The following is a 24,089-nucleotide window of genomic DNA, read 5'->3' as shown; positions in this document are numbered from 1 at the left end:
CCAGGGGCAGCCGCCGGCCGTATCGGTTTGCGCAGGTGTGATCCGTCTGCCTAGAGGGCGGAGCGGTAACGCCGCCGCTTCATGACCATCAGGGCGGAGCCACCCAGAGTGAGCAGAAGCGCCGAGCCGGCCACGACAGCGAGTTCCTCCTTCGTCCCCGTGTCGGCCAGTTGGTCACGGCCCTTGCCGCCTTGATCGGCGCCGCCCTGGTCACCGCCGCCACCGCCGTGCTCGACGGCGCCGCCACCGCCGCCACCACCCTGGTCGCCACCACCGTGCTCGCCACCACCCTGGTCGCCACCACCCTGGTCGCCACCACCGTGCTCGCCACCACCCTGGCCGCCACCACCGTGCTCGCCACCACCCTGGCCGCCACCACCGTGCTCGCCACCACCCTGGCCGCCACCACCGTGCTCGCCACCACCCTGGCCGCCACCACCCTGGTCGCCACCACCGTGGCCGCCACCACCCTGGTCGCCACCACCGTGGCCGCCACCACCACCGTGCTCGCCACCACCCGGTCCTGCCGGTCCTTCCGGTCCTGCGGGTCCTGCGGGTCCTGCCGGTCCAGCCGGTCCTGCGGGGCCTGCGGGGCCTGCCGGCCCGGTGGAGCCTGTTGCACCATCGGGGCCTGTTGCACCGTCGGGGCCGGTCGCGCCCGTGGCGCCGTCAGGACCTGTGCCACCCGTCGGACCCGTCGAGCCGTCCGGACCTGTGGCGCCGGTCGGACCCGTGCCACCCGTCGGACCCGTCGAACCATCCGGACCCGTGTCACCCGTCGGACCGTCCGGACCCGTGCCACCCGTCGGGCCGGTCGGGCCCGTGGGTCCGGGCGGGCCGACCGTGCAGGCGGCCCTGGTGATGGTGTTGGTGTCCAGCGTGACCTCGCCGTTGCGCGCCAGGGCCCGGCCCTCGATCGCCGTGCCCGTCTGCGCCGCGATGGACGTCAGGGCCAGGATGTTGCCCTTGAAGAACGAGTAGGTCCCGATGGTGGCGGAACTGCCCACCTGCCAGAACACATTGCACGCCTGCGCACCGTTGATGAGGCTGACGTTGCTCCCCGAGCCGGTGATCAGGGTCGAGGCGATCTGGAAGATGAAGACGGCGTTGGGGTCCCCCTCCGCATCGAGCGTGACTGTTCCGGTGAGACCCAGCGGCCCGGTCGACTTGTAGACACCCGGGGTCAGCGTTGATCCGACAAGGTCGCCCGCCACGCTGGCGGTGGGCGCCCGGCCGGCCGCGTCGTCGTACGCGATCACCAGGTCGGCCTGTGCCTGGAGTGCTTCAGCGTTCGCCTGGTTCATGACTCCGTTGACGATGCCGGGCGGGAAGCCGGTGACCGCGGACCCCGGACTGACTCCGAGGTCGCCGTTGATGACCGAGGGGCCAGTGTTGGTGACCCTCTCGCCGCCGAGCACCGCGTAGCTGGCGTCCGTCCCCAGCCCCACCGGAGCTTCGGCCGCGTACGCGGCAGGGATGAACAGCGTGCTGGTGCTCAGCATCGTCACCCCCGACAGGACGGCAAACGTGGCGCGGAGCCAGATTCGTCTGCGGCGGACCGGGGTTCGGCCGAGGGCGCGGGGGGCGGAGGGCGGGGCAGCCACAGCCATGGGTTGGCCTTTCTGTTCCATGAGGGAGATGCGGCTGCCGACCCGTAGCCGGTGCGGTCAGGGCATGGAGAAGGGCCTGATCCACCGAGTCCGCTGGAGCGGGAGACCGCAAAAGATACGCCGGAGCACGAACGGTGCTGTATGAGCACATACCGTTTACCTGGTGCGCCATTTATAGGAACATAAGATGAAATTAAAGCCAGTAGGCGCGAGCACGTGTTGGTGGCATGTGCCGCGCCGTCACGCCATCGGTCGGTCCCCGGTGATGCGTCCGGCCGATGGCCGGGCGCCGTTCACCGGCCGGAGTCAGTCCCCCTGCGCCCCCACCCGCCGCACCGCGTGCAGGAGATACTCCTTGCGATTGAGCGGGTTGCGGTCGGTGCGCGACCGCTCCGGAACACCGCCGACCACCGGCCGGTGAGAGTCGAACGCGTACTCAAGCACCCCCTCACCCCGGGTCAGCGCCGGGAGCTCCTGCTGCAGTTCATGCACACTGGCCGCCGGGATCCCGCCCTCCAGGACACAGAGAGCTCCCTGCACGGACGGGGCGCCGGGAGCGGCCCGCAGGTGGGCCAGGACCGGCAGGAGCGGTCCGAGCGTGTCCGCGGGAAGCTCCAGCCGGAAGCGGTGCATCGGCTCGTACACCGTGGTGCCGGCCTCTCGGAGCGCGTCCATCAGCACCAGCGGGGTGAGATTGCGGAAGTCCCCTGCCGTGCTCGACATGGACTTGTCGAACACTGCGTGCGAGTGGCTCTGACGGGGCCAGTAGCCGGAGTGCGTCATCGTGACCGTGCAGTCGGTGACGCGCCAGCCGTACAGGCCCTGTCCCAGCGTTTCGACGACGGTCTCCTCGACGGCTCTCATCAGGGAGTACGGCATCGAGCCGAGCTCCACCTCCAGCCGGTAGGCCACACCGCTGCCGGGCGGGGCCGGGTCGACGCGCAGTCCGACCGTCGCGAGAAATGGGTTGTCGTCCTTGTCGATGATCTCGCAAGCGGCACCGGTGCCGGACGGCTTCTCCAGGCAGATCGTCGTGGTTCCGCGGAAAGCGGCATCGATTCCGAATTCGTCCGCGAGCGTCGCCTGGATGACTTCCTTCTGCACTTCGCCGTAGAGCGATACGGAGACCTCCTTGCGGACGTCGTCCTGACGCAGATTGATCAGCGGATCCTGCTCGGCGAGCTGTGCGAGCGCGAAATGCAGTTCTCCCCGGGAGGCGGGCGGGGCGGGCACCACCACGGATTCCAGCGTCGGTGGGGCGAAGTGGTGCGCGCCGCTCGCCGCACAGGTGTCGCCGACCGCGTCGCCGATCCGGATGTCGCCGAGTCCGCGGAGCTTCGCGATCCGCCCCGGTCCTGCCGACGCGGCGTCGATGTCCGTGCCGTCGGCGAAGACACGGATACCGGTCACCTTGCCCTCGGACGCGGCGTCGGGGCCCTGCCCGAACGCCAGCCGGTCGCGGGTGCGTACGGTCCCCGAGAACATCCGGACCCAGGCGAGCTTCTCGCCGGCCCGGCCGCGTTCGACCTTGAAGACGGTGCCGGAGACCGGTCCGTCCGCTTCACCCCCGGCCGCGGGCAGCAACTCCTTGATGCCGCCGGTCAGGGCGGCGATACCGGCGCCCGTGACGGCCGAGCCGAAGTACACGGGGTGGACGAGTGCCCGCCTGGTCTGCGCCGCCAGTTCCGCTCGGAGCCGGGCGGGCGCGAGTTCCTCGCCGTTCTCGACGTACGCGGCCAGCAGGGCGTCGTCGTGCTCGGTGAGCAGGTCGGTGAGCCGGCCTGTGAGCCGGGGGTCGCCGTCGGCGTACGGCACGCTGCGCGCGTCGCGGGTGCCGAGGCCGGTGACGGCCGGTCCCATCGCGACCGCGTGCGGCGTGAGCTTCTCCGCGATGTCGCGCAGCACCTGCGCGTACCGGGCTCCGGCCCGGTCGGTCTTGTTCACGAAGACGAGCGTGGGGATGCACAGGCGCCGGAGCGTCCGCATCAGCACGCGGGTCTGGGCCTGCACGCCCTCCACGGCGGAGATGACCAGCACCGCACCGTCGAGCACGCTCAGCACCCGTTCCACCTCGGCGATGAAGTCCGGGTGGCCGGGCGTGTCGATCAGGTTGACGGTGACGTCGTCGAGGGCGAACGAGACGACCGCGGACTTGATCGTGATACCGCGCTGCCGTTCGAGGGCGAGGGAATCGGTCTGTGTGTTCCCGTCGTCGACGCGGCCGATCTCGTCGATGACTCCGGCGGTGTGGAGCAGCCGCTCGGTCAGGCTCGTCTTACCGGCGTCGACATGCGCCAGAATTCCAAGATTGAGCGTGTGCACAGAACTCCATGTTCTCAGCGGTGGTGTGAATTCCCGTGGAGACGAACATGTGAGATCGGCGCATCGATATCTCCTGGTCCTGTCGGCTGATGCGGCGAGTACAACAGCGGGCCGACCGGCGGCGCAACCCGATTACCGGAACCGCGAGCGCCGCCGCACGGTGAGGCGCCGTCAGCGAACGGGGGATCAGGCTGAGGCCAAACCTCGCCCCGGCGCGGCGTGCCGTCCAACGGGTGATTATCCGCTGTGCGCCACTCGATGAGCCCATGCCGTAGCTCGAATGCGGTGCTCTCCGATGGCGCGCTCCGGACTCCGGGCTGACGGTGGATCACGTAGCCACTGCGCCACCTTGAGTCGACACCCCGTCACTCTTCGCAGTCGCGACGAAAGGAAACGTGTTCAGATGCGCTCTGCCCGCACACTGTTCGCTACGGCCGCCGTCACGGCGGTCCTCACGATCACCGCTCCCTCCGCCTACGCCCTGGCCTCCGGCGACTGGGAGGACAGCGGTTCGTCCTCCAGCAGCGAGGACGGCGGCTGGAAGAAGGACAAGCCCAACGGCGGCGTCCACACCGGCGGCGGCGCCCTGGCCAAGACGGTCACCGGCGACGAGCACGGCAAGTCGGACGACGAGGGCTGGAAGAAGGACAAGCCCAGCGGCGGTGTCCACACCGGCGGCGGCGCGCTGTCGATGACGGTCGCCAAGGAGTGGCAGCCCGGCAACGACGAGGAAGAGAGCGGCTCGTCCGACTGGAAGAAGGACAAGCCCAACGGCGGTGTCCACACCGGCGGCGGCGCGCTGTCGATGACGGTCGCCAAGGAGTGGCAGCCCGGCAACGACGAGGAAGAGAGCGGCTCGTCCGACTGGAAGAAGGACAAGCCCAACGGCGGCGTCCACACCGGCGGCGGCGCGCTGTCGATGACGGTCGCCAAGGAGTGGCAGCCCGGCAACGACGAGGAAGAGAGCGGCTCGTCCGACTGGAAGAAGGACAAGCCCAACGGCGGCATGCACGCCGGTGGCGGCGCCATGTCGATGACGGTCGCCAAGGAGTGGCAGCCGGGCAGCGACGAGGCCGGCAAGACCGAGAAGGCAGAGAAGCCCGAGAAGGCCGACAAGGCAGATAAGGCAGATAAGGCAGATAAGGCCGCGAAGAGCGAGAAGAGCGACGAGGGCTGGAAGAAGGACAAGCCCAGCGGCGGCGTGCACACCGGTGGTGGCGCGATGGCCATGACCGGCGGCGGTCTGGCGGCCGGTTCGCTGCTGCTCCTCGGCGGTGTCGGCGTCGGCGCGTACAAGGTGCGCCGCCGTCAGGCGACGGGTGGCGCGATGGCCTGACCCGGCCGCATCGCGAGCCGGTCGCTTCGCTGTCGCGGCCGCCGTCCCTCCGGACGGCGGCCGCGGCGCCTTCGTTTTCCCGGGGACTCCCGCCCGGATCAGGCCCGGGTCGCACGGCCCGACCCGGACGGGAGGGCCCCGGCCCCACGCCACCACCGCACCGCCCCGCACGGACGAAAGGCACATTCCCATGGCCGCCCCGCAGTCGCCCGGTTCCCCCTCCTCCCGGACTGCCTCCGACACCGTCTCCCTCGGCCGCGCCCTGCTCTGGCCCGCCGCAGTGGCCGGGCTCGGCATGCTCCTCATCTACAACTCCATCGGCCCATCGGCCGACGACAAACCACCCGCCCCGTTCGTCGCCGCGGCGCCCGCCGCCCCGGCCCCCGCGGCCCCCGCGGCCCCTGAGGCTCCTGCCCCGGCCGGAGCCTCCTCACCGGCCGCCGCCGTCCCCCGGCAGGCCTCCCCCACCCCGCCCCCCACCCCACCACCGCACCGGCCCTGTCCCGTTCCGTACCGACCCGGCTCAAGATCCCGGCCATCGCGGTGGACGCACCCTTCACCCCGCTGTCGATCGGGGCCTCCGGCCGTCTGGACGCCCCTCCCCCGAACGACAGGAACCTGGTCGGCTGGTTCAAGGGCGGAGTGACGCCCGGCGAGCGGGGGGCGTCGATCGTGGCGGGCCACGTCGACACGATGACCGGCCCGGCGGTCTTCCTCCAACTGCGTTTCCTGCGGCCCGGATCGACGGTCGACATCACGCGCGCGGACGGCACGGTGGCCACGTTCAAGGTGGACACCGTCGAGACGTTCAGCAAGGCGAAGTTCCCCGACAAGCGGGTCTACGCCGACACCCCTGACGCCCAGTTGCGGGTGATCACCTGTGGCGGCACCTACGACAAGAAGGCCAAGGACTACGAGGACAACGTGGTCGTGTTCGCGCACCTCGACTCGGCCAGGAAGGGATGAGCCGTCGTGCTCCCCCGGCGGAAAACCCCGTGCGACGGGCCGTGGAGCGCTGCTAGCGTCCCCTGCATGAAGCGCGCTGCGATGACGACGACGCCGGAGAGTGTCCCGGCGCGCTGACTGCTGACCAGTCCGAAGCCCCGGGGCGAGTGCCCCGGGGCTTCTGCTTGCGGTCACTCGCCCTTCGTACGCGAGGAGACCGCCATGCACGACCACCGCAGACTCGGCCGCGAGCTGGAGCTGTTCGACACCGACCCGCTGATCGGCGCGGGACTTCCGTACTGGCTGCCGGACGGGGCCGCGCTGCGGCACACCCTGGAGGAGTACATCCGCGGCGAGGAACGGCTGGCGGGCTACCGCCACGTGTACTCGCCGGTGCTCGGCAAGCGGGAGCTGTACGAGATCTCGGGGCACTGGTCGCACTACAGCGACGACATGTTCCCGCCGATGGACCTGGGCGGCGAACAGGTCGTACTGCGGCCGAGCCTGTGCCCGCACCACGCAGTCATCTACCGCTCCCGTTCGCACAGTTACCGCGAGCTTCCGCTGCGGATGGCCGAGCTGGGCGGCATGTACCGCTCCGAGCTCTCCGGGGTGCTCGGCGGGCTGACCCGGGTGCGGGCCATCCAGCTGAACGACGCCCACATCTTCTGCACCCCGGACCAGGTCGCCGGGGAGGCGCGGGCCGCGCTGGACATGATCCGCCGGGCGTACGGGGCACTCGGCATCCGCCCTGCCCGCTTCCGGCTCTCGTTGCCGGGGCCGGGCGGGAAGTACGTCGCCGCGGACGAGATGTGGCAGCGCTCCACCGCCCTGCTGACCGAGGTCCTCGACGCGTCCGGGCTGCCGTACGAGGCGGTCGAGGGCGAGGCCGCGTTCTACGGGCCGAAGATCGACGTGCAGGTCGCCGACGCGGCGGGCCGGGAGTCGACCCTGTCGACCGTCCAGGTCGACTTCCACCAGCCCGAGCAGTTCGACCTGCACTACATCGGCGCGGACGGGGCGAAACACCGGCCGGTCATGGTGCACCGCAGCATCATCGGCAGCGTGGAGCGGGCCGTCGCCCACCTCATCGAGCAGCACGGGGGCGCGTTCCCCGCCTGGCTCTCCCCGGTCCAGCTGGCCATCCTGCCCGTCTCGGACGCCGAACTGCCGAACGCCGTGGCGCTCGCGCGGCGTTGTGCCGCCCTCGGGCTGCGCGCGGAGGTCAGCGGCCGGGAGCGCGGCAGCCTGGGGGCCAGGGTCCGGGAGGCCCGCCTGGTGCCGTACCAGGCGGTCGTCGGAGCCGCGGAGGCCGCGGACGACCGGGTGGCGCTGCGTCTGCGGGACGGCCGCCGTCTCGACCCGTTGCCGGCAGAGCAGATGCTGGACCGGATCGGCGCGCTGGTCGCGGCCCACCGCACCGAGCTGTGGGACGAGGCGGTTCAGCCGGCCCGGGATCCGGCCTGAGCCGTCTCGTCGGCGGCGTCCCCGGCCGTGGTTCGCCGGGCCGGTTCCAGCGCTCCGGTCAGCGTGGACGCGATCACCAGCAGGGCCAGGACGACGGTCATCGTGAGCCGGAGTCCGACGTGGTCGGCGAGGAAGCCGAGCGCGGGCGGGCCGACGAGGAAGGCGAAGTAGCCCGCGGTGGAGACGGCGCCGACCCGTGCCGCCGCGTCCTGCGGATGGTCGCCCGCCGCGGACACGGCGACGGGGAAACCGAGTGAGGCGCCCAGCCCCCACAGGACCGTGGCGGCGCCCGCCATCAGAGGGCTGGGCGAGACGATCACCACCAGCAGCCCCAGGGCAGCGGTCACGGCGCTGATCCGCACGACCAGGACACGGCCGAAGCGTTCCAGGAGGGGGCCGCCGGCGAACCGGCCGAGGGTCATCGAGGACGCGAAGACCAGGAAGGTGAGCGATCCCGCCGTGGCGCCGACGTGGTAGCCGTCCACCATGAGCAGCGGCAGCCAGTCGTTGGCGGCCCCCTCCGCGAAGGCCATGGCCAGCACGATCACGCAGATGAGGACGAGCCGCCGGTCCCGCCACACGTGCAGGTGTCCTTGCCGGCCTTCCCGCCGGGAGGAGACGCCGGGGGCGGCCTCCTTCCCCGTGCCGTGCGGGAGGGACAGGACCGCCCGCACCCCGGCGGCGGCGACGAGAGCCGCGACGGCCGTCAGATGCCATCCGACGGGGAACGCGGCGGCGGTCAGCGCCATGCCCAGCAGCGCCCCGATCACCGTGCCCAGGCTGAAGCAGCCGTGCAGCACCGGCAGGACGGGCCGGCCGATGACGCTCTCGACGGCCGCGCCCTCGATGTTGAAGGCCACCTCGGCCAGCCCCATCCCGCCGCCGAACAGGGCCAGTCCGCAGAAGACCCCGCCCGCCAGGGACAGGCTGGTGCCGGCGGCCACGACCAGCATCCCGGCGACGATCAGCGACGCACCGGCGCTGATCGCCACCCGTCCCCCGTAGCGGCGCACGAGCGGGCCGGAGGTGCTGACCCCGGCCATCGAACCGGTCGAGAGACCGAACAGCACCAGCCCCATGGAGCCGGTGGACACGTCGAGGCCGTCCCTGACGGCCGGGGTGCGGGCCACCCACGAGGCCATGCCCGTACCGGCGGCGAGCATGAAGAGAAACAGGGCGGCACGCCAGCGGCGCGTAGCGGCATCCATGGCAGCGGGGCCTCGACAGACGGATCGGAGAAGGGAGAGCAACAGGAGCGTACGATCGTACGCCTGGAGTGTACGATCGTACTCATGACGGACCACTTCGCGGGAGACCCGCGTACGAACCATGAACGGATGCTCGCCGGGGACCTCTACATCGCCGACGACCCCGACATCGTGGAGGCCCAGCGGCGCGCCGTGCGCCTCGCCGCCCGGTATCTGGCGGCCTACACGGAGGACCCCGACGCCGCGCAGCCCGTCGTCGCCGAGCTCCTGGGCGGTGTCGGCGCCGGTGCGCACATCCGGCCGCCGCTGTACGTGGACTACGGCTCGTACATCACGGTCGGCGACGACACGTTCATCAACTACAACCTCACCGCCCTGGACGTGGCCCCGATCACGATCGGCCGCGACTGCCAGATCGGGCCGAACGTCCAGCTGCTCACCCCCACCCACCCGGTGGAGCCTGAGCCGCGCCGGGACAAGCTGGAGGCGGCCAGGCCGATCACGATCGGCGACAATGTCTGGCTGGGCGGCGGCGCGATCGTGCTGGCCGGGGTGACCATCGGGGACAACAGCGTCATCGGCGCGGGCGCCGTCGTCACCAAGGACGTCCCCGCCAACGTGGTCGCGGTCGGAAACCCGGCCCGGGTGATCCGCTCGATCTAGCACCTCTGCAGAAAGAAGCACCGTGGCGACCGGACAGAACGACCCCGAGCGGCGGGAGCGCATCATCACCGCCGCGCTCGACCTGATCGCCGAGGAGGGGGTCGCCGGGACCTCGCACCGCAAGGTCGCCGCCCGTGCCGGTGTGCCGCTCGGCTCGATGACGTACCACTTCGGCGGCATGGACGAGCTGCTGCGGGAGGCGTTCATCCGCTTCTCCAGCGGCATCGTCGCCGTGTTCGAGGAGCGTCTCGGCGCCGCCTCCACTCCCGACGAGGCCCGGGAGGCGGTCGCCGGTCTGGTCCACCACCTGTCGGGCGGCAACCAGCGCGAGCTCGTCCTCACCCACGAGCTGTACACCCTCGCGGCCCGCAAGCCCGCCTACCGCGAGCTGACCCGGGAGTGGATGCGCCGCAGCCGCGTCGCCCTGGAGTGGCACTTCGACCCGGCGACGGCCCGCCAGCTCGACGCGCTGATCGAGGGACTGTCCATCCACCGCGCCCTGGAGACCGAGCCCCACGACCGGGCCCTGACCGTCGAGGCGATCGCCCGCATCACCCAGGCGCACGGCGCGCGTTCCTGACGCCCGCCCCGAGACTCCTGGCCGGCACCCCACCTGACCAAGGTGCCGGCCAGGTCACTCCTGTGATTCGCTTGCCCACGCGACGGACGGAACGGAGTGGACATGCCCGAGGAATGGCAGTGGGACAGCACCCTCTTCCGGGGCAGTGCGGCCCACTACACACGCGGACGGCTGCCGTACGCACCGGGCTATGCGGACACACTCGCCGGCGCGCTCGGCCTGACCGGTGACGGCCGGCTCCTCGACGTCGGCTGCGGGCCGGGCACCGTGACGCTCGACATGGCGCGGTACGTCACCGAGGCGGTCGGCCTCGACCCGGACCAGGACATGCTGGCCGAGGCGGACCGGCGGGCCCGTCCGCGCGGGGTGCACAACGTGCGCTGGGTCCACGCCAGGGCCGAGGACCTGCCGGCCGGTCTCGGCACGTTCCATGTCGTGGTCTTCGCCCAGTCGTTCCACTGGACGGAGCGGGAGCGGGTCGCGGCCACCGTGCGCGGGATGCTGGCGCCGGGCGGCGCGTTCGTCCACCTGAACGAACTCAAGGATCCGCCGCCCGATCCGGGGCCCCTTCCCCTGCCCCCTCCGCCGTACGCGCGCATCGGGGACGTGGTGCGCCGGCGCCTGGGTCCGGTCCGCAGGGCGGGGAGGGGGAGCCTGGTCCACGGCACACCGAACCGGGAGGAACGGGTGCTGGAGCAGGCCGGGTTCGGGAGCTGCGAACGGCATGTCGTGCCCGCCGGGGACGTCGTCGTGCGCGGTGCCGACGACCTCGTGGCGTGGGTCCTCTCCCGCTCCGACTCGGCCCCTCACCTGTTCGGCGCGGAGCTGGCGGACTTCGAGCAGGAGGTACGCGCCGTGCTGCGTGAAGCCTCGCCCGGTCTCCGCTTCGCGGAACGGCCGCCTGCGACCGAGATCAGGATCTGGCGGAAGCCGCGCGGAGAGCGCTGACGGCTGCGGCCCGCCGGTCCCGCCTCCGGCGGGCTCCCGGCCCGGCTCGTACGACGCACCCACTCCCGCCTACGAGTTGGCCGAGCAGCGTTGCTCCACCGGCATCGTCGTGGTGACCGGCCCGGCCGGCTCCGCGCTCACGTACCAGGACACGCTTCCCTGGACCGTACGCCGGATTCGGCAACATCATCTCCTGAACTCAACCGCCCCCCGAACTGAGCGCGAAGCGGGTCAATTGCCGTTCCGCTCGCGTTAATTGTTGCGCTCAGACGGATCGGTTGAGGCTCCTGGTGCACACCTCTTGACGTTTCACGGGTGGCAGCGGAACCATCAACACCCGTCAGAGAGCGCTCTCAGAGGCTTTCCGAAGAGCTCGTCGTGTCACCCGTACCACGACTCAGGAGACGCACACCCATGCATGTTCCCCCCACGGAAACCCCCACAGCTCCCCCCACCGGAACCCCCGTCGCACCCCGGCGCAGGCGCCGGACCCGCTCGTTCGGGTTCGCCGCGTTCGCCGTTTCACTGCTCATGGCCGCCCCCACGGCGCAGACCGCATTCGGCGAGGACGCGCAGGCCATCGAGGGTGGCGGCGATCTCGGACCCAACGTCATGGTCTTCGATCCGTCGATGCCTGACATCCAGGCCAAGGTCGACGAGGTCTTCAAGCAGCAGGAGTCGGCCCAGTTCGGCACCGGCCGCTACGCGCTGATGTTCAAGCCGGGCACGTACAACAATCTCAACGCGCAGATCGGGTTCTACACCTCGATCGCCGGGCTCGGACTGAACCCGGACGACACCACGTTCAACGGCGATGTGACCGTCGACGCGGGTTGGTTCAACGGCAACGCCACGCAGAACTTCTGGCGTTCGGCCGAGAACCTCGCGCTCAACCCGGTGAACGGCACGGACCGTTGGGCGGTCTCGCAGGCCGCGCCCTTCCGCCGGATGCACGTCAAGGGCGGGCTGAACCTGGCCCCCGACGGCTATGGCTGGGCGAGTGGCGGGTACATCGCCGACAGCAAGATCGACGGCCAGGTCGGGCCGTACTCGCAGCAGCAGTGGTACACCCGGGACAGCTCCATCGGCAGCTGGGGCAACGGCGTCTGGAACATGACGTTCTCCGGCGTCGAGGGCGCACCCGCCCAGAGCTTCCCCGAGCCGCCGTACACCACGCTGGAGAACACCCCGGTCTCCCGCGAGAAGCCCTTCCTCTACCTGGACGGCGCCGACTACAAGGTGTTCGTGCCCGAGAAGCGCACCAACGCGCGCGGCGTCTCATGGGCCAACGGCACGCCGAAGGGTGAGTCGATCCCGCTCGACCAGTTCTACGTGGTGAAGCCCGGCGCGACCGCGGAGACCATCAACGCGGCGGTGCAGCAGGGCCTGCACCTGCTGTTCACGCCCGGCGTCTACCACGTCGACCGGACGATCAACATCGACCGCGCCGACACGGTCGTGCTGGGTCTCGGTCTCGCGACGATCGTCCCGGACAACGGGGTCACGGCCATCAAGGTCGGTGACGTGGACGGCGTGAAGCTCGCCGGTCTGCTCGTCGACGCCGGTACCACCAACTCCGAGTCGCTGATCGAGGTCGGCACGGAGGGTTCGACCGCGAGCCATGCGGACAACCCGACGTCGCTCCAGGACGTGTTCGCCCGCGTCGGCGGCGCAGGGGCCGGCAAGGCCACCACCGCCATGGTGATCAACAGCAACGACACGATCATCGACCACACCTGGCTGTGGCGCGCCGACCACGGCGAGGGTGTGGGCTGGGAGACCAACCGGTCCGACTACGGTCTCCAGGTCAATGGTGACGACGTGCTGGCGACCGGCCTGTTCGTCGAACACTTCAACAAGTACGACGTCCGCTGGTCCGGCGAGAGGGGCAAGACGATCTTCTTCCAGAACGAGAAGGCGTACGACGCCCCCAACCAGGCCGCCGTCCAGAACGGTGACACCAAGGGGTTCGCGGCCTACAAGGTCGACGACTCCGTCACCACCCACGAGGGCTGGGGACTGGGCAGCTACTGCTACTTCAACGTCGACCCGACCATCCGCCAGGACCACGGCTTCGAAGCACCGGTGAAGCCGGGCGTGAAGTTCCACGACCTGCTCGTCGTCTCCCTCGGCGGCCAGGGCCAGTACGAACACGTCATCAACGACACGGGTTCGCCCACGTCGGGGACCACCACCGTCCCGTCGCAGGTGGTTTCGTTCCCGTAGGGATGTGAGAGGTGCCGAGTCCGGCTTGCCACTGAGCGTCCCGGACCCGTCCCGGCAGTTCGGTGCGCCCCGTCATACACATGACGGGGCGCACTGCTGTCAGGCCTGGCCGCCGGCCGTCACGGCCTTGAGCCCGTCGAGCGCCTCCTGGATGAACGCGCCCATGCCCAGCTCGCCACTGCCGCCGATCCAGCGTCCGAACGCGACCTTGAAGACGGCGACTCCCGCCTCACCCGCCAGGCTCGCGGCCGGTTCCGGGACGCCGCGCTCCCGCAGCGCCTCGGCAAGGGCCGCGGCGAGCGAGTCGAGCTTGACCAGCTCCCGCTCCTGGAGCTCCACGTTGGCCGAAATGATCTCCTGGCGCCGCCGGGACTGCTCGCGCCGCTCGTCGAACACGGGCGCGGCCGCCCGGAGCGCTCCGGCCACCGCGTCGATCGGCGACGCGGACCCCGGCGCACCGGCCAGGTTGGTCACGAGGAGTTCCTGGAGCAGGACGGAACCCCCGAACAGGACCTCGCGCTTGTCGGCGTAGTGCCGGAAGAACGTGCGCTCCGTGAGCCCCGCCCGTCCGGCGATCTCGGTCACGGTCGTCTTCTCGTAGCCGCGCTCGCCGTAGAGCTCCATTGCGGCCTGCTCCAACCTGCCGCGCGCGTTCGGCTCCCATCGACTCATACCGCCGATTCTAAGCGATGACAGGTACTGACATCAGTAGTACTGTGATGACAGTCGCTGACATCGACTGTCCTGTCGCGGCCTCCCGAGGGCCACGGCCCGGACGGCCGACCTACCCGAGGGGAATCCCATGCGTGTATTCATGACCGGCGCGTCCGGCTGGATCGGCTCCGCCGTCGTGCCCGAGCTCATCGACGCGGGCCACCAGGTCGTCGGACTCGCCCGCTCGGATGCCTCGGCCGAGGCGCTCACCGCCGCGGGGGCCGAGGTCCGGCGCGGGGACCTGGACGACCTCGGCACCCTGCGCGACGCGGCTGCCGCAGCGGACGGCGTGATCCACCTCGCGTTCAAGCACGACATCGCCTTCTCAGGGGGCTTCCAGGGCGCGGCCGGTGCCGACCGCCGCGCCGTCGAGACCTTCGGCGAGGCGCTCGCGGGTTCCGGCAAGCCGTTCGTCATCGCTTCCGGGACGCTCGGGCTCGCACCGGGGCGTGTCGCCACCGAGCGGGACGGCCTGAGTCCCGACTGGCCGGTGCCGTTCGAGGCTGCGCGGGCCCGGCTTGCCACTGCTCTGCTGACCGTCGGCCTCGCCTCGCGCAACGTCCGCTCGTCCGTCGTGCGCTTCCCGCCGACGGTGCACGGCGAAGGGGATCGCGGTTTCGTGGCGGCCCTGGTCGGCATCGCCCGCGACAAGGGCGTCTCCGGCTACATCGGCGACGGCGCCAACCGCTGGCCGGCCGTGCACCGCGCCGACGCCGCGCACCTCGTCCGCCTGGCACTGGAGGCCGCACCCGCAGGATCGACGTTGCACGCGGTCGGTGAGGAGGGCGTTGCGATCCGCGAGGTCGCCGACACCATCGGCCGCCGGCTCGGCCTCCCCGTCGCCTCCGTCTCCCCGCAGGACGCGGACGCGCACTTCGGCTGGCTGGGTGGCCTCGTGGGCGTGGACGGGCCGTCCTCCAGCGCCCTGACCCGCGAGTCGTACGGGTGGCAGCCGACCCACCCGGGGCTGATCGACGACCTCGACAAGGGGCACTACTTCGACTCCCCGTCCGCATGACGGCGTGAGCTCAGCGGGAAGCGCTCTTGCGCCGGCGGGCGCATGGATCCCGAAGATCCATGCGCCCGCCGGAGCCGGAGGCGCTTCCCGGGCTGCGAGATCAACCGTGCAGCGCCAGCGCACCCTTCGCCGGTACGGTCGCCGTCACCGTGCCGTCGTCGCCGACCTGCACCGTGCTGCCGTCGCAGGCGTCCGGGGAGGCCTGCGCCACGTTGCAGTACGTGCCTGCCGGAAGCGACGTGCGGAACGTCTGCTGGAGCTCGCCGTCGCCGTTGTTGATGACCACGAAACCCTTGTCGCCACGGCCGAAGGCGATCGCCGACGAGCCGTTGTCCCACCAGTCGCTCAACTCCGCGCCCGCCGTGGCGTTGTGGAAGCCGACCATGCCGGCGATCGCCGTCTGCGCGTGTGTGCAGGTCCAGCCGTCGCCGCCGCACGCAGCCGCACCACCGTTCGGCGGACCGGCGTCCTTGTCCGACCACTCGTAGCCGGAGAAGACGTTCGGGGAGCCGTAGGGCGAGGCGAGCATGAAGACGTTGGCCAGGGTGTAGGCCGCACCGTCCTTGTACGTCAGCGTCGAGCCGTTGCGCTCGGTGTCCCAGTTGTCGACGAACGTACGGGCGCTCGCGCTCGCCAGTTTGCCGTCGGCGATGCTCTTCAGGCCGGTGATGCCGCCGCCCTGGAAGGCGCTCTTGAGGTGCCCGCCGTAACGGAACTCGTCGACGTCGCCCACGCCGGTGTACTCGTCGGGCTGCACCGCCTCGCCACCGCCGTAGATGACCTCGGTGACCCAGAAGCCCGGGTCGGACATCTTGCCCTTGATCGCGGCGATGTCGTCGGCGGCCATGTGCTTGGCGGCGTCGATACGGAAGCCGTCCACGCCCAGCGTGCGCAGGTCGGAGAGGTACGCGGCGATCGTCGTACGGACGGCCTCGCTACCGGTGTCGAGGTCGGCCAGGCCGACCAGTTCACAGGTCTGGACGTCGTTGCGGTCACCGTAGTTGCTGATGTCCTTGCGGCAGGAGTGGAAGTCCTGGTCCTGGAAGTACCCGGGGTAGTCGTACTTCGTGTACGCCGTGCCGCCGGTTCCCGTACCGGAGCCGGACGACATGTGGTTGATGACCGCGTCGGCGACGACCTTCACCCCGGCCGAATGGCAGCTCTCCACCATGGACTTGAACGCATCGCGGTCACCGAGGCGTCCGGCGATCTTGTAGCTGACCGGCTGGTAGGAGGTCCACCACTGGTCGCCCTGAATATGTTCGGAGGCGGGCGAGACCTCGACGTAGCCGTAGCCGGCCGGACCCAGCGAGTCCGTACAGGCCTGGGCCACCGCGTCGTACTTCCACTCGAACAGGGTCGCGGTGACGGTCTTGTCGCCCGGCGGGGTCGCCTGGGAGGACCAGGGGGCGAGGGCGGTGACACCGGCGGCTGCGAGCAGGCCGGCCAGTGTCGCGCGAGCGGCGCGGGAACTCAATTGCGGCTCCTTCGTTCGCGGGCACGGATATGGGGTCCGTGTCCGGCGTGGGCAGCCACGCGCCTGGCCACCGTGGGGGGAGTTCGGAGCCTGCCGTCACGGCGGTGAACACGTCAAGAGGTGTCGCAAGAATTTCCAGCATGTTTCTGAAATGATTTGCAGGGAAGGCGGGTTGGTGACCCGGGTGGAGTGGGTCGGTCCGTGCGGCGACCCATGTCACTGGTCCCGGCGGTCCGCCGCGAACACCGTCACCACGCACGCCAGCGATGCCCAGAGAGCGTAGACCGTCCAGGCCCCGGACACCGTCCACGGGTAGAGGTCCGACACATGGAGATCCGAGACCGACAGGCGCTCCCACGCGCTGAAGGGCAGCATGTGCTGGAGCACCGCCGTCAGATGGCGGCGGTCGCTGAGGACCATCGGGAGCAGGAGCAGCACCACCACGCATCCGACGACGGAGCCCCCGGTGTGGCGGATGACCGTCCCGATCGCCAGGCCGGCGAGCGCTGCCACGGGGGCGAGCAGCGCGGAGGCCACGACGAGGCGCAGCGCGCCCGGATGTCCGAGGGAGACAGAGGCGTCCCGGCCGGACAGGATCGCCTGGGTCGAGGCGAACGAGGCCAGGGCGACGAGTGCGCCGAAGACGGTGGCGACGGCTGCGAGTACGAGCACCTTGGCCGCCATCAGCCGGCGGCGGGCCGGGACGGCGGTGAACGTGGTGCGGATCAAGCCCGAGCCGTACTCACCCGTGATCGATACGGCACCGATCGCGGCGACGGCCAGCACCAGCACCATGGCGGAGTTCGCGGTGAAGGCGTCCATGAGCGGAGAGCCGTTGGCGACGAAGGACTCGCGACCCTGCTCGTCGTACTGGTACCAGTACTTGTAATGGTCGTACGCCGTGCCGGCGTTGAACGCGATGACGGCCAGCGCGGAGATGGCGTACAGCCAGGGGGTCGAGCGCAGCGACCACATCTTGAGCCACTCGGCGGCCAGCAGGTCGCCGAAGCGGGCTCGGGGTTCGTCGTGTGTCACGCGTCCGGTGGGCGCGGTCGTCGCCATGGCGGTCATCGAGGGTCTCCTGCGAGGTATTCGACGCTGTCTGCGGTGAGTTCCATGAAGGCTTCCTCCAGCGAGGAGCTGGATGTGGTGAGTTCGTGGAGCAGCACCCGGTGGTGGAAGGCGAGTTCGCCGATCCGGGCGGCGGGCAGGCCGGTCACCGTGAGCCGGTCGCCGTCCGGGGCCACCGAGGCGCCCTCGGCGATGAGGTGCGGGGTGAGGGCGGCGGTGTCGGGGGTACGTACGGTCACGCCGGTCCGGGTGCCGCGGGCGGCGAACGCCGTCAGGCTCTCCGCGGCTATGAGTTCGCCCCGGCCGATGACGACGAGCTGGTCGGCGGTGTTCTCCATCTCCGTCATCAGGTGGCTGGAGACGAACACCGTGCGCCCCTCGGCGGCGAGGCGCCGGAACAGCCCGCGCACCCAGAGCACACCTTCCGGGTCGAGCCCGTTGAGCGGCTCGTCGAAGAGCAGGACGGGCGGGTCCCCGAGCAGCGCCGTGGCGATGCCCAGGCGCTGCCGCATCCCGAGCGAGAAGCCCCCGATGCGGCGGCGGGCCGCCCCGGCGAGGCCCACTTCCTGGAGGAGCTCGTCGACGCGGGCGCGCGGGATGCTGTTGCTGCGGGCCAGCATCGCGAGGTGAGCGCGGGCGGTGCGGCCGCCGTGGACGTCGCCCGCGTCCAGGAGGGCGCCGACGTGCCGCAGTCCGCGCGGGTGGTCACGGAACGGCCGGCCCTGGAGGGTGGCCGTTCCGGCGGTCGGCTCGACCAGGCCCAGCAGCATGCGCAGGGTGGTGGTCTTGCCCGCCCCGTTGGGTCCGAGGAAGCCGGTGACCTCGCCCGGCCGTACGGTGAAGGTGAGGTCCTTCACGGCGGTGGCGGCGCCGTATCGCTTGGTCAGTCCGTTGACTTCGATCATGGTGCCAACGGTGCCGTCCGCCACCCCTGTTCGTCGTCGGACCCTCGCTGACATCTGCCGGGGCCGGGTGTCGACCACGGGTGTACAACCGTGGTCCGATGCCGGGCCCGGGGCCGGTGGTTACGATCGGCACATGTCCGCAACTCCCTCCATGCCCCTGCTCAAACGTGTGCCGCCGGGTGTGTGGGTGGCGGCGGCCTGGTGCGCGGGGGTGTTCTTCACCTTTCTGGTACGCGTCCGGCTGCCCGGGGAGCAGGAGCCCTCCGTTGTGCCCGGGGTCGTCCTCTACCGGTGGGACGGTCTGCTGACCCAGCTGCTGTCCGCGGCTCTGCTGGCGGGCGGCTGTGTGCTGCTGGAACGGCGCCCGCTCAAGTCGCTGGCCATGGTGCTCGGCGCCGCCGCACTGTCCACCACCTCGCTGAGTGTGGGCGAGATTCCGCTCGCCCAGTTCCTGGCCGCCGATGTCGCGCTGTACTTCATCGCCGCCACCCGGCCGCCCCGGACGGGTGTCATCGCCCTGTCCATGACGATCGGCGTGCTGCCCGCCTTTCTGGGAGTGCGGCTGCTGGCCCGCTGGAACGTCGGCACCTCGGCGGAGGTGGTCGTCGCGCTGACCGCGGTGGTCTCCTGGCTGATCGGACACTCGGTGCACGAGTCGCGCAAGCACGACGAGGGCATGACCGCGCAGGCAGCTGCGCAGGCAGTGATCGCGGAGCGGCTGCGTATCGCCCGCGAGATGCACGACATGGTCGCGCACAGCGTCGGCATCATCGCCCTCCAGGCGGGTGCCGCGGCCCGCGTCGTGCACACCCAGCCGGACGCCGCGCGCGAGGCCATGAGCGCGGTGGAGATCGCGGGCCGCGAGACGCTCTCGGGGCTGCGCCGGATGCTCGGCGCGCTGCGGGAGACCGAGCCCGGGCACGAGGGGGCGGAGCGGGAGGCGGCGCCGCTGCGCCCGGCGGAGGGCCTCGCCGATCTCGACCGGCTGGCGGGGGCCACGACAGCCGCCGGTGTCCGGGTCGATGTGCGCTGGCGGGGCGAGCGGCGGCCGCTGCCGCCGGACATCGATCTGTCGGCGTTCCGTATCATCCAGGAGTCGGTGACCAACGTGGTCCGCCATGCCGCCACCGATGCCTGCCGGGTGTCGGTCGAGTACGGAGCCGAGGAACTCACCATCGAGGTCGCGGACCGCGGCCGGGGGGCCGGTCGGAGCACGTCCGCCGGGTTCGGCCTGGTCGGGATGCGGGAGCGGGTCGCCCTGCTGCACGGCGAGTTCACCGCCGCTCCGCACCCGGACGGCGGCTTCCGGGTGACGGCCCGGCTGCCGGTGCCCGCTGCGGCGTCCCTGGGAGAAGCGGCATGAGCGACGAGACCCCCGGGGCCGCACAGCCGATCCGCGTCGTGCTCGCCGACGACCAGCCGCTGGTGCGTACCGCGCTGCGCATGGTCATCGCCGACCTCCCCGACATCGACGTCGTCGGCGAGGCCGGGACGGGCGACGAGGCGGTCCGACTGACCGAGCAACTGGCCCCCGATGTAGTCGTGATGGACATCCGGATGCCGGGGCTGAACGGCATCGAGGCGACCGAACGGATCGCCGCGGGGGGCGGCGACGCCCATGTGGTGGTCCTGACCACGTTCGACGACGACGACTACGTGTACGGCGCCCTGCGCGCCGGTGCGGCCGGATTCCTGGTCAAGGACATGGCGCTGGACGACATCCTGGCTGCGGTACGGGTGGTGGCGGCCGGGGACGCCCTGATCGCGCCGAGCGTCACCCGGCGGCTGATCAAGGACTTCGCGGGCCGCCCCGCCGCCGCCCCGGCGCCCCGGCCGCTCACCGCGATCACCGACCGGGAGCGCGAGGTGCTGGTACTGGTCGGCAGCGGGCTGTCCAACGCGGAGATCGCCGAGCAGCTCTTCATCAGCGTGGCCACGGCCAAGACGTATCTGACCCGGCTGCTCGCCAAGCTCGACGCCAGGGACCGGGTGCAGCTCGTCATCATCGCGTACGAGGCGGGGCTGGTGTCGGCCACCCGGTGACGCGGTACGGGGCCTGCGGGGCGGTGAGGAGGCCGCCGGCGGGCAGGCCCTACAACCAGCCCTTCTCCCGTGCCATCCGGACCGCCTCCGCCCGGTTTCGCGCCGCCATCTTCTGGATCGCCATGGAGAGGTAGTTGCGCACCGTGCCCTGGGACAGGTGCAGCGCCGCAGCGATCTCCGCATTGGTCGAGCCGTCCGCGGCCGCGCGCAGCACATCCCGTTCGCGCTCGGTCAGCGGACTGGCGCCGTCGGCGAGGGCGGCCGCCGCGAGGGTGGGGTCGATGACGCGTTCCCCGGCAAGCACCTTGCGTACGGCTTCGGCGAGTTGGGACGCCGGTGCGTCCTTCACCAGGAAGGCGTCCGCGCCCGACTCCATCGCGCGGCGCAGGTATCCGGGGCGGCCGAAGGTGGTGACGACGACGACCTTGACGTCCGGGAGGGCACGGCGCAGCTCCGCCGTCGCTTCGATGCCCGTCATACCGGGCATCTCGATGTCGAGGAGGGCCACGTCGATGCCGTGTTCCCTGGCCGCCGCCAGCACCTCGTCACCGCGGGCGACCTGGGCGACCACCTCGATGTCGGGTTCCAGGCCGAGGAGCGCCGCAAGGGCCTCGCGCACCATGGACTGGTCCTCGGCGAGGAGGAGTCTGATCATGCTCATTCCCGGGATCCTAGGCCGGATTCGAGCGGAACGCTGAGGACCGTGGTGAAGCCTTTGCCCGAGCGGGAGTTGGTGGCCCGCGTGACGAGTGTCCCGTCGACCGAGGCGAGCCGCTCGGCCATGCCGGTGAGGCCGTTGCCCCGCTTCGTGCCGGCGGCGCCGCGGCCGTCGTCGGCGACGGTGAGTTCGAGGACGCGCCCGTCGAGGGTCTGGCGCGGGGCGAGGGTGACCGTGCAGCGGCCCGCGCCGCTGTGGCGTACGACGTTGGTGACGGCTTCCCGCAGCGCCCAGGCGAGCACCTCCTCCGCCTTCTCGGAGAGGTCCTCAGGGAGGTCCTCGGGAGCCTCGGCCGGTATCTCGGCGGTGATTCCGGCGGCGGCGAGGGCGGTCCTGGCCCCGGCCAGTTCGCCGGGGAGGGTCGGCCTGCGGTAGCCCGTGACGGCGCTGCGTACGTCCACGAGGGCCTGGCGGCTGACCTGTTCGATGTCGGCGACCTGCGCGGCCGCCTGTTCCGGGTTGCCGGGGAGCATCCGCCCGGCCAGCTCGCTCTTGAGGGTGATCAGGGAGAGGGAGTGGCCGAGCAGATCGTGCAGATCGCGGGCGAGGCGCAGCCGTTCCTCGTTGGCGGCGAGCTGGGCGACGGTGGCGCGGGCCTCCCGGAGCTGGATCGTGGTGCGGATCATCTGCCGGATGCCGGACATCGCGAAGCCGCCGAGCAGTGCGGGGAAGACCAGGGCCGTGATGATCTCGCGGGGGTGGTCGCCGGTCAGGCCGATGGCCACCAGTACGGCGGTGACGACGGGAATCAGCCAACGGGCGGTCCGCATCGGCAGCGTGGCGCCCACGGAGACGGACACGTAGACGAAAAGGACGAGCCAGGGTGTCCCGAACGTCAGGGAGAGCAGGACGGCGAGCGCCCCGAGGAAGGCGAGGGCGGCACGGACCCGGAAGGGATCCAGCGCCTTCGAGGTGTGGCGGAAGACCAGGACGAGATAGCTGCCGACGAAGACCAGCAGCCCGAGGGCGCCGAGGGCGGTCGCCCACGGGGTGTGGTTGCCGTCCGCGAGGTCCTTGACCGGCGCGCTCATGAAGGCGAGCCAGATGCCGATCCACAGGAGCTTGGTCCCGGCCTGTTTCGCGCTCGTGGGCGGGCGCCCGATGCCCACGTGCATCTCGTCCTCGTTCACGCCTTCAGGGTGTCCTTCCGGTAGAGCCAGGCGGCGCCGCCCGCGAAGAGCAGGAAGTAGGCGAAGAGGATGGCGACGTCCTTGGCGTGCGGCGCGCCGCCCAACTCGACGGCCTGGCCGAGTGCAGCGTACGCGTGCGTGGGCAGCCACTCGGAGATGTTCTGGATCCACTGCGGGAAGGTCGCGCTCGGCATCCACAGGCCGCCGAGGATCGAGAGGACGAAGTAGATGATCATGGTGATCGGACGGACAGCGTCTCCGCTGGCGAGGTAGCCGATGGCGACCCCGAGCGCGGCGAAGACCAGCGAGCCGGCCCAGATGACGCCGGTGAGGGCGAACCACTGCCAGAGGTCGAACCGTACGTGCTTGGCGGAGGCCGCGACCAGGAAGACCACCACGATGCAGGGCAGCGTGACCATGGCCGCGCTGGCGATCTTCGCCAGGACGTAGCCGCGGCTCGGCAGCGCGGTCAGCCTCAGCTGGCGGACCCAGCCCTTCTCGCGTTCCTTGGCGATGCGTTCGCTGTTGCCCATGAGGACGGCGGTGAGCGCGCCGAACGAGGCCATGGAGACCATGAAGAAGGACTGCAGGGTCAGATCGGTGTGCGGCACCTTGTCGGTGGTGTTCTGGGTGCCGGAGATCAGCAGGTAGATCACCGACGGGTAGATGACCGAGAAGAACATGAACTTCTTGTTCCGCAGGGTGCGGGTCACTTCGAGCCTGATCAGAGTGTTCATGCGGTCCTGGCCTCCTCGGCCTCGGTGATGGCGACGAAGGCCTGCTCCAGACCGAGTCCCGCGACTTCGAGCTCGCGCGGGTAGAGGCCCAGGCCGTAGACGGCGTGCACGGTCGCGTCGGCGTTGTGCGACTGGATCCGGACGCGGTGACCGGTGATGTCGAGCGTGGAGAGGAACGGCAGGGCGCGCAGGGCCTCTTCGTCGATCGCGCCCTCCAGCTCGAAGGAGATCCGGCGGGCCCCGGCCTTCGCCTTGATCTCGGCGGCGGTGCCGTCGGCGAGGATCCGGCCCTTGTGCAGGACCAGGACGCGGTCGGCGATCGCGTCGGCCTCTTCGAGGTAGTGGGTGGCGAACAGGACGGTGCGGCCCTGGTCGGCCTGCTCACGCATCGTGGCCCAGAAGGCCTGGCGGGCGGTGACGTCCATCCCGGTGGTCGGCTCGTCGAGCACGATGAGGTCGTTGGCCCCGGCGGTGGCGAGCGCGAACCGTACGCGCTGTTCCTGGCCGCCGGAGAGCTTGTTGACCATGCGGCCGGCGATCGGTGCGATGCCGGCCCGGCCCAGCACCTCGTCGACCGGGTAGGGCCGGGGGTGCAGATCGCAGACGAGCCCGACCAGTTCGCCGACGGTGACGTCCTCCATCAGGCCGCCGGACTGCAGCATGGCGCCGACGCGTCCTGCGGCGATGGCCGCCTGAGGGGTCGTACCGAAGAGGCGGACCGTCCCGGAGTCGGCGGTGCGCAGGCCGAGGAGGAGGTCGAGAGTGGAGGACTTGCCGGCGCCGTTGGGGCCGAGGAGGGCCACGGTCTCACCGGGGTGCAGGTCGAGGGTGAGCCCGTCGACGGCGCGTACGTCTCCGAAGGCCTTGCTGACCTGGTCGAAGCTGACCACGGCGGTCTTCGCCGCGGTGGCTTCGGGGGCTGTCGTTGTCATGCGTCCAGCCTGGCTCAGCAGGGGGTGCGCCCGGCAGGG

General features: G+C 70.9%; 21 protein-coding genes. 10 read left to right on the top strand and 11 right to left on the bottom strand.

Features of this window, described 5'->3' with window-relative positions; genetic code table 11:
• Positions 1–50: 50 nt before the first annotated feature.
• Both SH922_RS26270 and SH922_RS26265 read right to left on the bottom strand, forming a co-directional pair.
• Entirely contained in the window at positions 51–1,610 is a 1,560-nt protein-coding gene (locus tag SH922_RS26270; protein ID WP_393060307.1) for an ice-binding family protein, read from the bottom strand.
• A gap of 306 nt (positions 1,611–1,916) precedes the next feature.
• The gene (locus SH922_RS26265; RefSeq protein ID WP_393060306.1) at positions 1,917–3,932 is read right to left on the bottom strand and encodes a GTP-binding protein; all 2,016 of its coding nucleotides are present in this window, start codon (positions 3,930–3,932) and stop codon (positions 1,917–1,919) included.
• A gap of 403 nt (positions 3,933–4,335) precedes the next feature.
• Between SH922_RS26265 and SH922_RS26260 the strand changes: the two genes are divergently transcribed.
• From SH922_RS26260 to thrS, 3 genes are all read left to right on the top strand, one after another.
• Entirely contained in the window at positions 4,336–5,268 is a 933-nt protein-coding gene (locus SH922_RS26260) for a hypothetical protein (protein WP_393060305.1), read from the top strand.
• 543 nt (positions 5,269–5,811) lie between these two features.
• Entirely contained in the window at positions 5,812–6,234 is a 423-nt protein-coding gene (locus SH922_RS26255; RefSeq protein WP_393060304.1) for a class F sortase, read from the top strand.
• Positions 6,235–6,351: 117 nt separating this feature from the next.
• Positions 6,352–7,680 carry a threonine--tRNA ligase gene (thrS, locus tag SH922_RS26250; protein ID WP_393063696.1) on the top strand — a complete coding sequence of 443 codons (1,329 nt, stop codon included), beginning with the start codon at positions 6,352–6,354 and terminating at the stop codon, positions 7,678–7,680.
• Here the strand turns inward: thrS and SH922_RS26245 are convergent.
• On the bottom strand, positions 7,656–8,888 hold the full coding sequence (locus tag SH922_RS26245) for an MFS transporter (RefSeq protein ID WP_393060303.1): 1,233 nt from the start codon (positions 8,886–8,888) through the stop codon (positions 7,656–7,658). The genes thrS and SH922_RS26245 overlap by 25 nt on opposite strands.
• Positions 8,889–8,972: 84 nt before the next feature.
• On the opposite strand from SH922_RS26245, the gene SH922_RS26240 reads away from it, so the two are divergent.
• From SH922_RS26240 to SH922_RS26225, 4 genes are all read left to right on the top strand, one after another.
• A complete protein-coding gene (locus SH922_RS26240) occupies positions 8,973–9,551 on the top strand; it encodes a sugar O-acetyltransferase (protein ID WP_393060302.1) in 579 nt (192 codons plus the stop codon).
• 22 nt (positions 9,552–9,573) lie between these two features.
• The gene (locus SH922_RS26235) at positions 9,574–10,131 is read left to right on the top strand and encodes a TetR/AcrR family transcriptional regulator (protein ID WP_393060301.1); all 558 of its coding nucleotides are present in this window, start codon (positions 9,574–9,576) and stop codon (positions 10,129–10,131) included.
• 102 nt (positions 10,132–10,233) lie between these two features.
• Positions 10,234–11,079, top strand: a complete 846-nt coding sequence (locus SH922_RS26230; protein WP_393060300.1) for a class I SAM-dependent methyltransferase — start codon at positions 10,234–10,236, stop codon at positions 11,077–11,079.
• Positions 11,080–11,493: 414 nt separating this feature from the next.
• The gene (locus tag SH922_RS26225) at positions 11,494–13,305 is read left to right on the top strand and encodes a coagulation factor 5/8 type domain-containing protein (RefSeq protein WP_393060299.1); all 1,812 of its coding nucleotides are present in this window, start codon (positions 11,494–11,496) and stop codon (positions 13,303–13,305) included.
• Positions 13,306–13,404: 99 nt separating this feature from the next.
• On the opposite strand, the gene SH922_RS26220 is transcribed toward SH922_RS26225, so the two are convergent.
• The gene (locus tag SH922_RS26220; protein WP_393060298.1) at positions 13,405–13,977 is read right to left on the bottom strand and encodes a TetR/AcrR family transcriptional regulator; all 573 of its coding nucleotides are present in this window, start codon (positions 13,975–13,977) and stop codon (positions 13,405–13,407) included.
• Positions 13,978–14,107: 130 nt separating this feature from the next.
• Here SH922_RS26220 and SH922_RS26215 point away from each other — a divergent pair, with 130 nt between their 5' ends.
• A complete protein-coding gene (locus SH922_RS26215) occupies positions 14,108–15,037 on the top strand; it encodes an SDR family oxidoreductase (RefSeq protein ID WP_393060297.1) in 930 nt (309 codons plus the stop codon).
• Between the two features lie 100 nt (positions 15,038–15,137).
• Here SH922_RS26215 and SH922_RS26210 read toward each other — a convergent pair whose 3' ends face one another.
• The 3 genes from SH922_RS26210 to SH922_RS26200 form a co-directional block, all read right to left on the bottom strand.
• A complete protein-coding gene (locus SH922_RS26210; RefSeq protein WP_393060296.1) occupies positions 15,138–16,514 on the bottom strand; it encodes an alpha-amylase family protein in 1,377 nt (458 codons plus the stop codon).
• Between the two features lie 216 nt (positions 16,515–16,730).
• Complete coding sequence (locus tag SH922_RS26205; RefSeq protein WP_393060295.1) at positions 16,731–17,585, bottom strand: ABC transporter permease; 855 nt, start codon at positions 17,583–17,585, stop codon at positions 16,731–16,733.
• Entirely contained in the window at positions 17,582–18,490 is a 909-nt protein-coding gene (locus tag SH922_RS26200; protein WP_393060294.1) for an ABC transporter ATP-binding protein, read from the bottom strand. The genes SH922_RS26205 and SH922_RS26200 overlap by 4 nt, the downstream gene beginning before the upstream one ends.
• Positions 18,491–18,623: 133 nt before the next feature.
• Between SH922_RS26200 and SH922_RS26195 the strand changes: the two genes are divergently transcribed.
• Complete coding sequence (locus SH922_RS26195; RefSeq protein ID WP_393060293.1) at positions 18,624–19,853, top strand: sensor histidine kinase; 1,230 nt, start codon at positions 18,624–18,626, stop codon at positions 19,851–19,853.
• The gene (locus SH922_RS26190) at positions 19,850–20,533 is read left to right on the top strand and encodes a response regulator (protein ID WP_393060292.1); all 684 of its coding nucleotides are present in this window, start codon (positions 19,850–19,852) and stop codon (positions 20,531–20,533) included. The genes SH922_RS26195 and SH922_RS26190 overlap by 4 nt, the downstream gene beginning before the upstream one ends.
• 49 nt (positions 20,534–20,582) lie before the next feature.
• On the opposite strand, the gene SH922_RS26185 is transcribed toward SH922_RS26190, so the two are convergent.
• From SH922_RS26185 to SH922_RS26170, 4 genes are read right to left on the bottom strand one after another with little or no spacing between them, the layout of a single operon-like run.
• Positions 20,583–21,194, bottom strand: a complete 612-nt coding sequence (locus SH922_RS26185; protein WP_393060291.1) for a response regulator — start codon at positions 21,192–21,194, stop codon at positions 20,583–20,585.
• Positions 21,191–22,381: a sensor histidine kinase gene (locus SH922_RS26180; protein WP_393060290.1), complete on the bottom strand. Its 1,191-nt coding sequence runs from the start codon at positions 22,379–22,381 to the stop codon at positions 21,191–21,193. The genes SH922_RS26185 and SH922_RS26180 overlap by 4 nt, the downstream gene beginning before the upstream one ends.
• Entirely contained in the window at positions 22,378–23,118 is a 741-nt protein-coding gene (locus SH922_RS26175) for an ABC transporter permease (protein ID WP_393060289.1), read from the bottom strand. Before SH922_RS26175 ends, SH922_RS26180 begins: the two co-directional genes overlap by 4 nt.
• Positions 23,115–24,050 carry an ABC transporter ATP-binding protein gene (locus SH922_RS26170; RefSeq protein WP_393060288.1) on the bottom strand — a complete coding sequence of 312 codons (936 nt, stop codon included), beginning with the start codon at positions 24,048–24,050 and terminating at the stop codon, positions 23,115–23,117. The genes SH922_RS26175 and SH922_RS26170 overlap by 4 nt, the downstream gene beginning before the upstream one ends.
• Positions 24,051–24,089: the final 39 nt, after the last annotated feature.

This window comes from Streptomyces sp. LN549 (genome assembly GCF_043203805.1).
In the GTDB taxonomy this organism is placed as follows: domain Bacteria; phylum Actinomycetota; class Actinomycetes; order Streptomycetales; family Streptomycetaceae; genus Streptomyces.
This window is presented reverse-complemented; position numbering and strand designations above follow the sequence as displayed.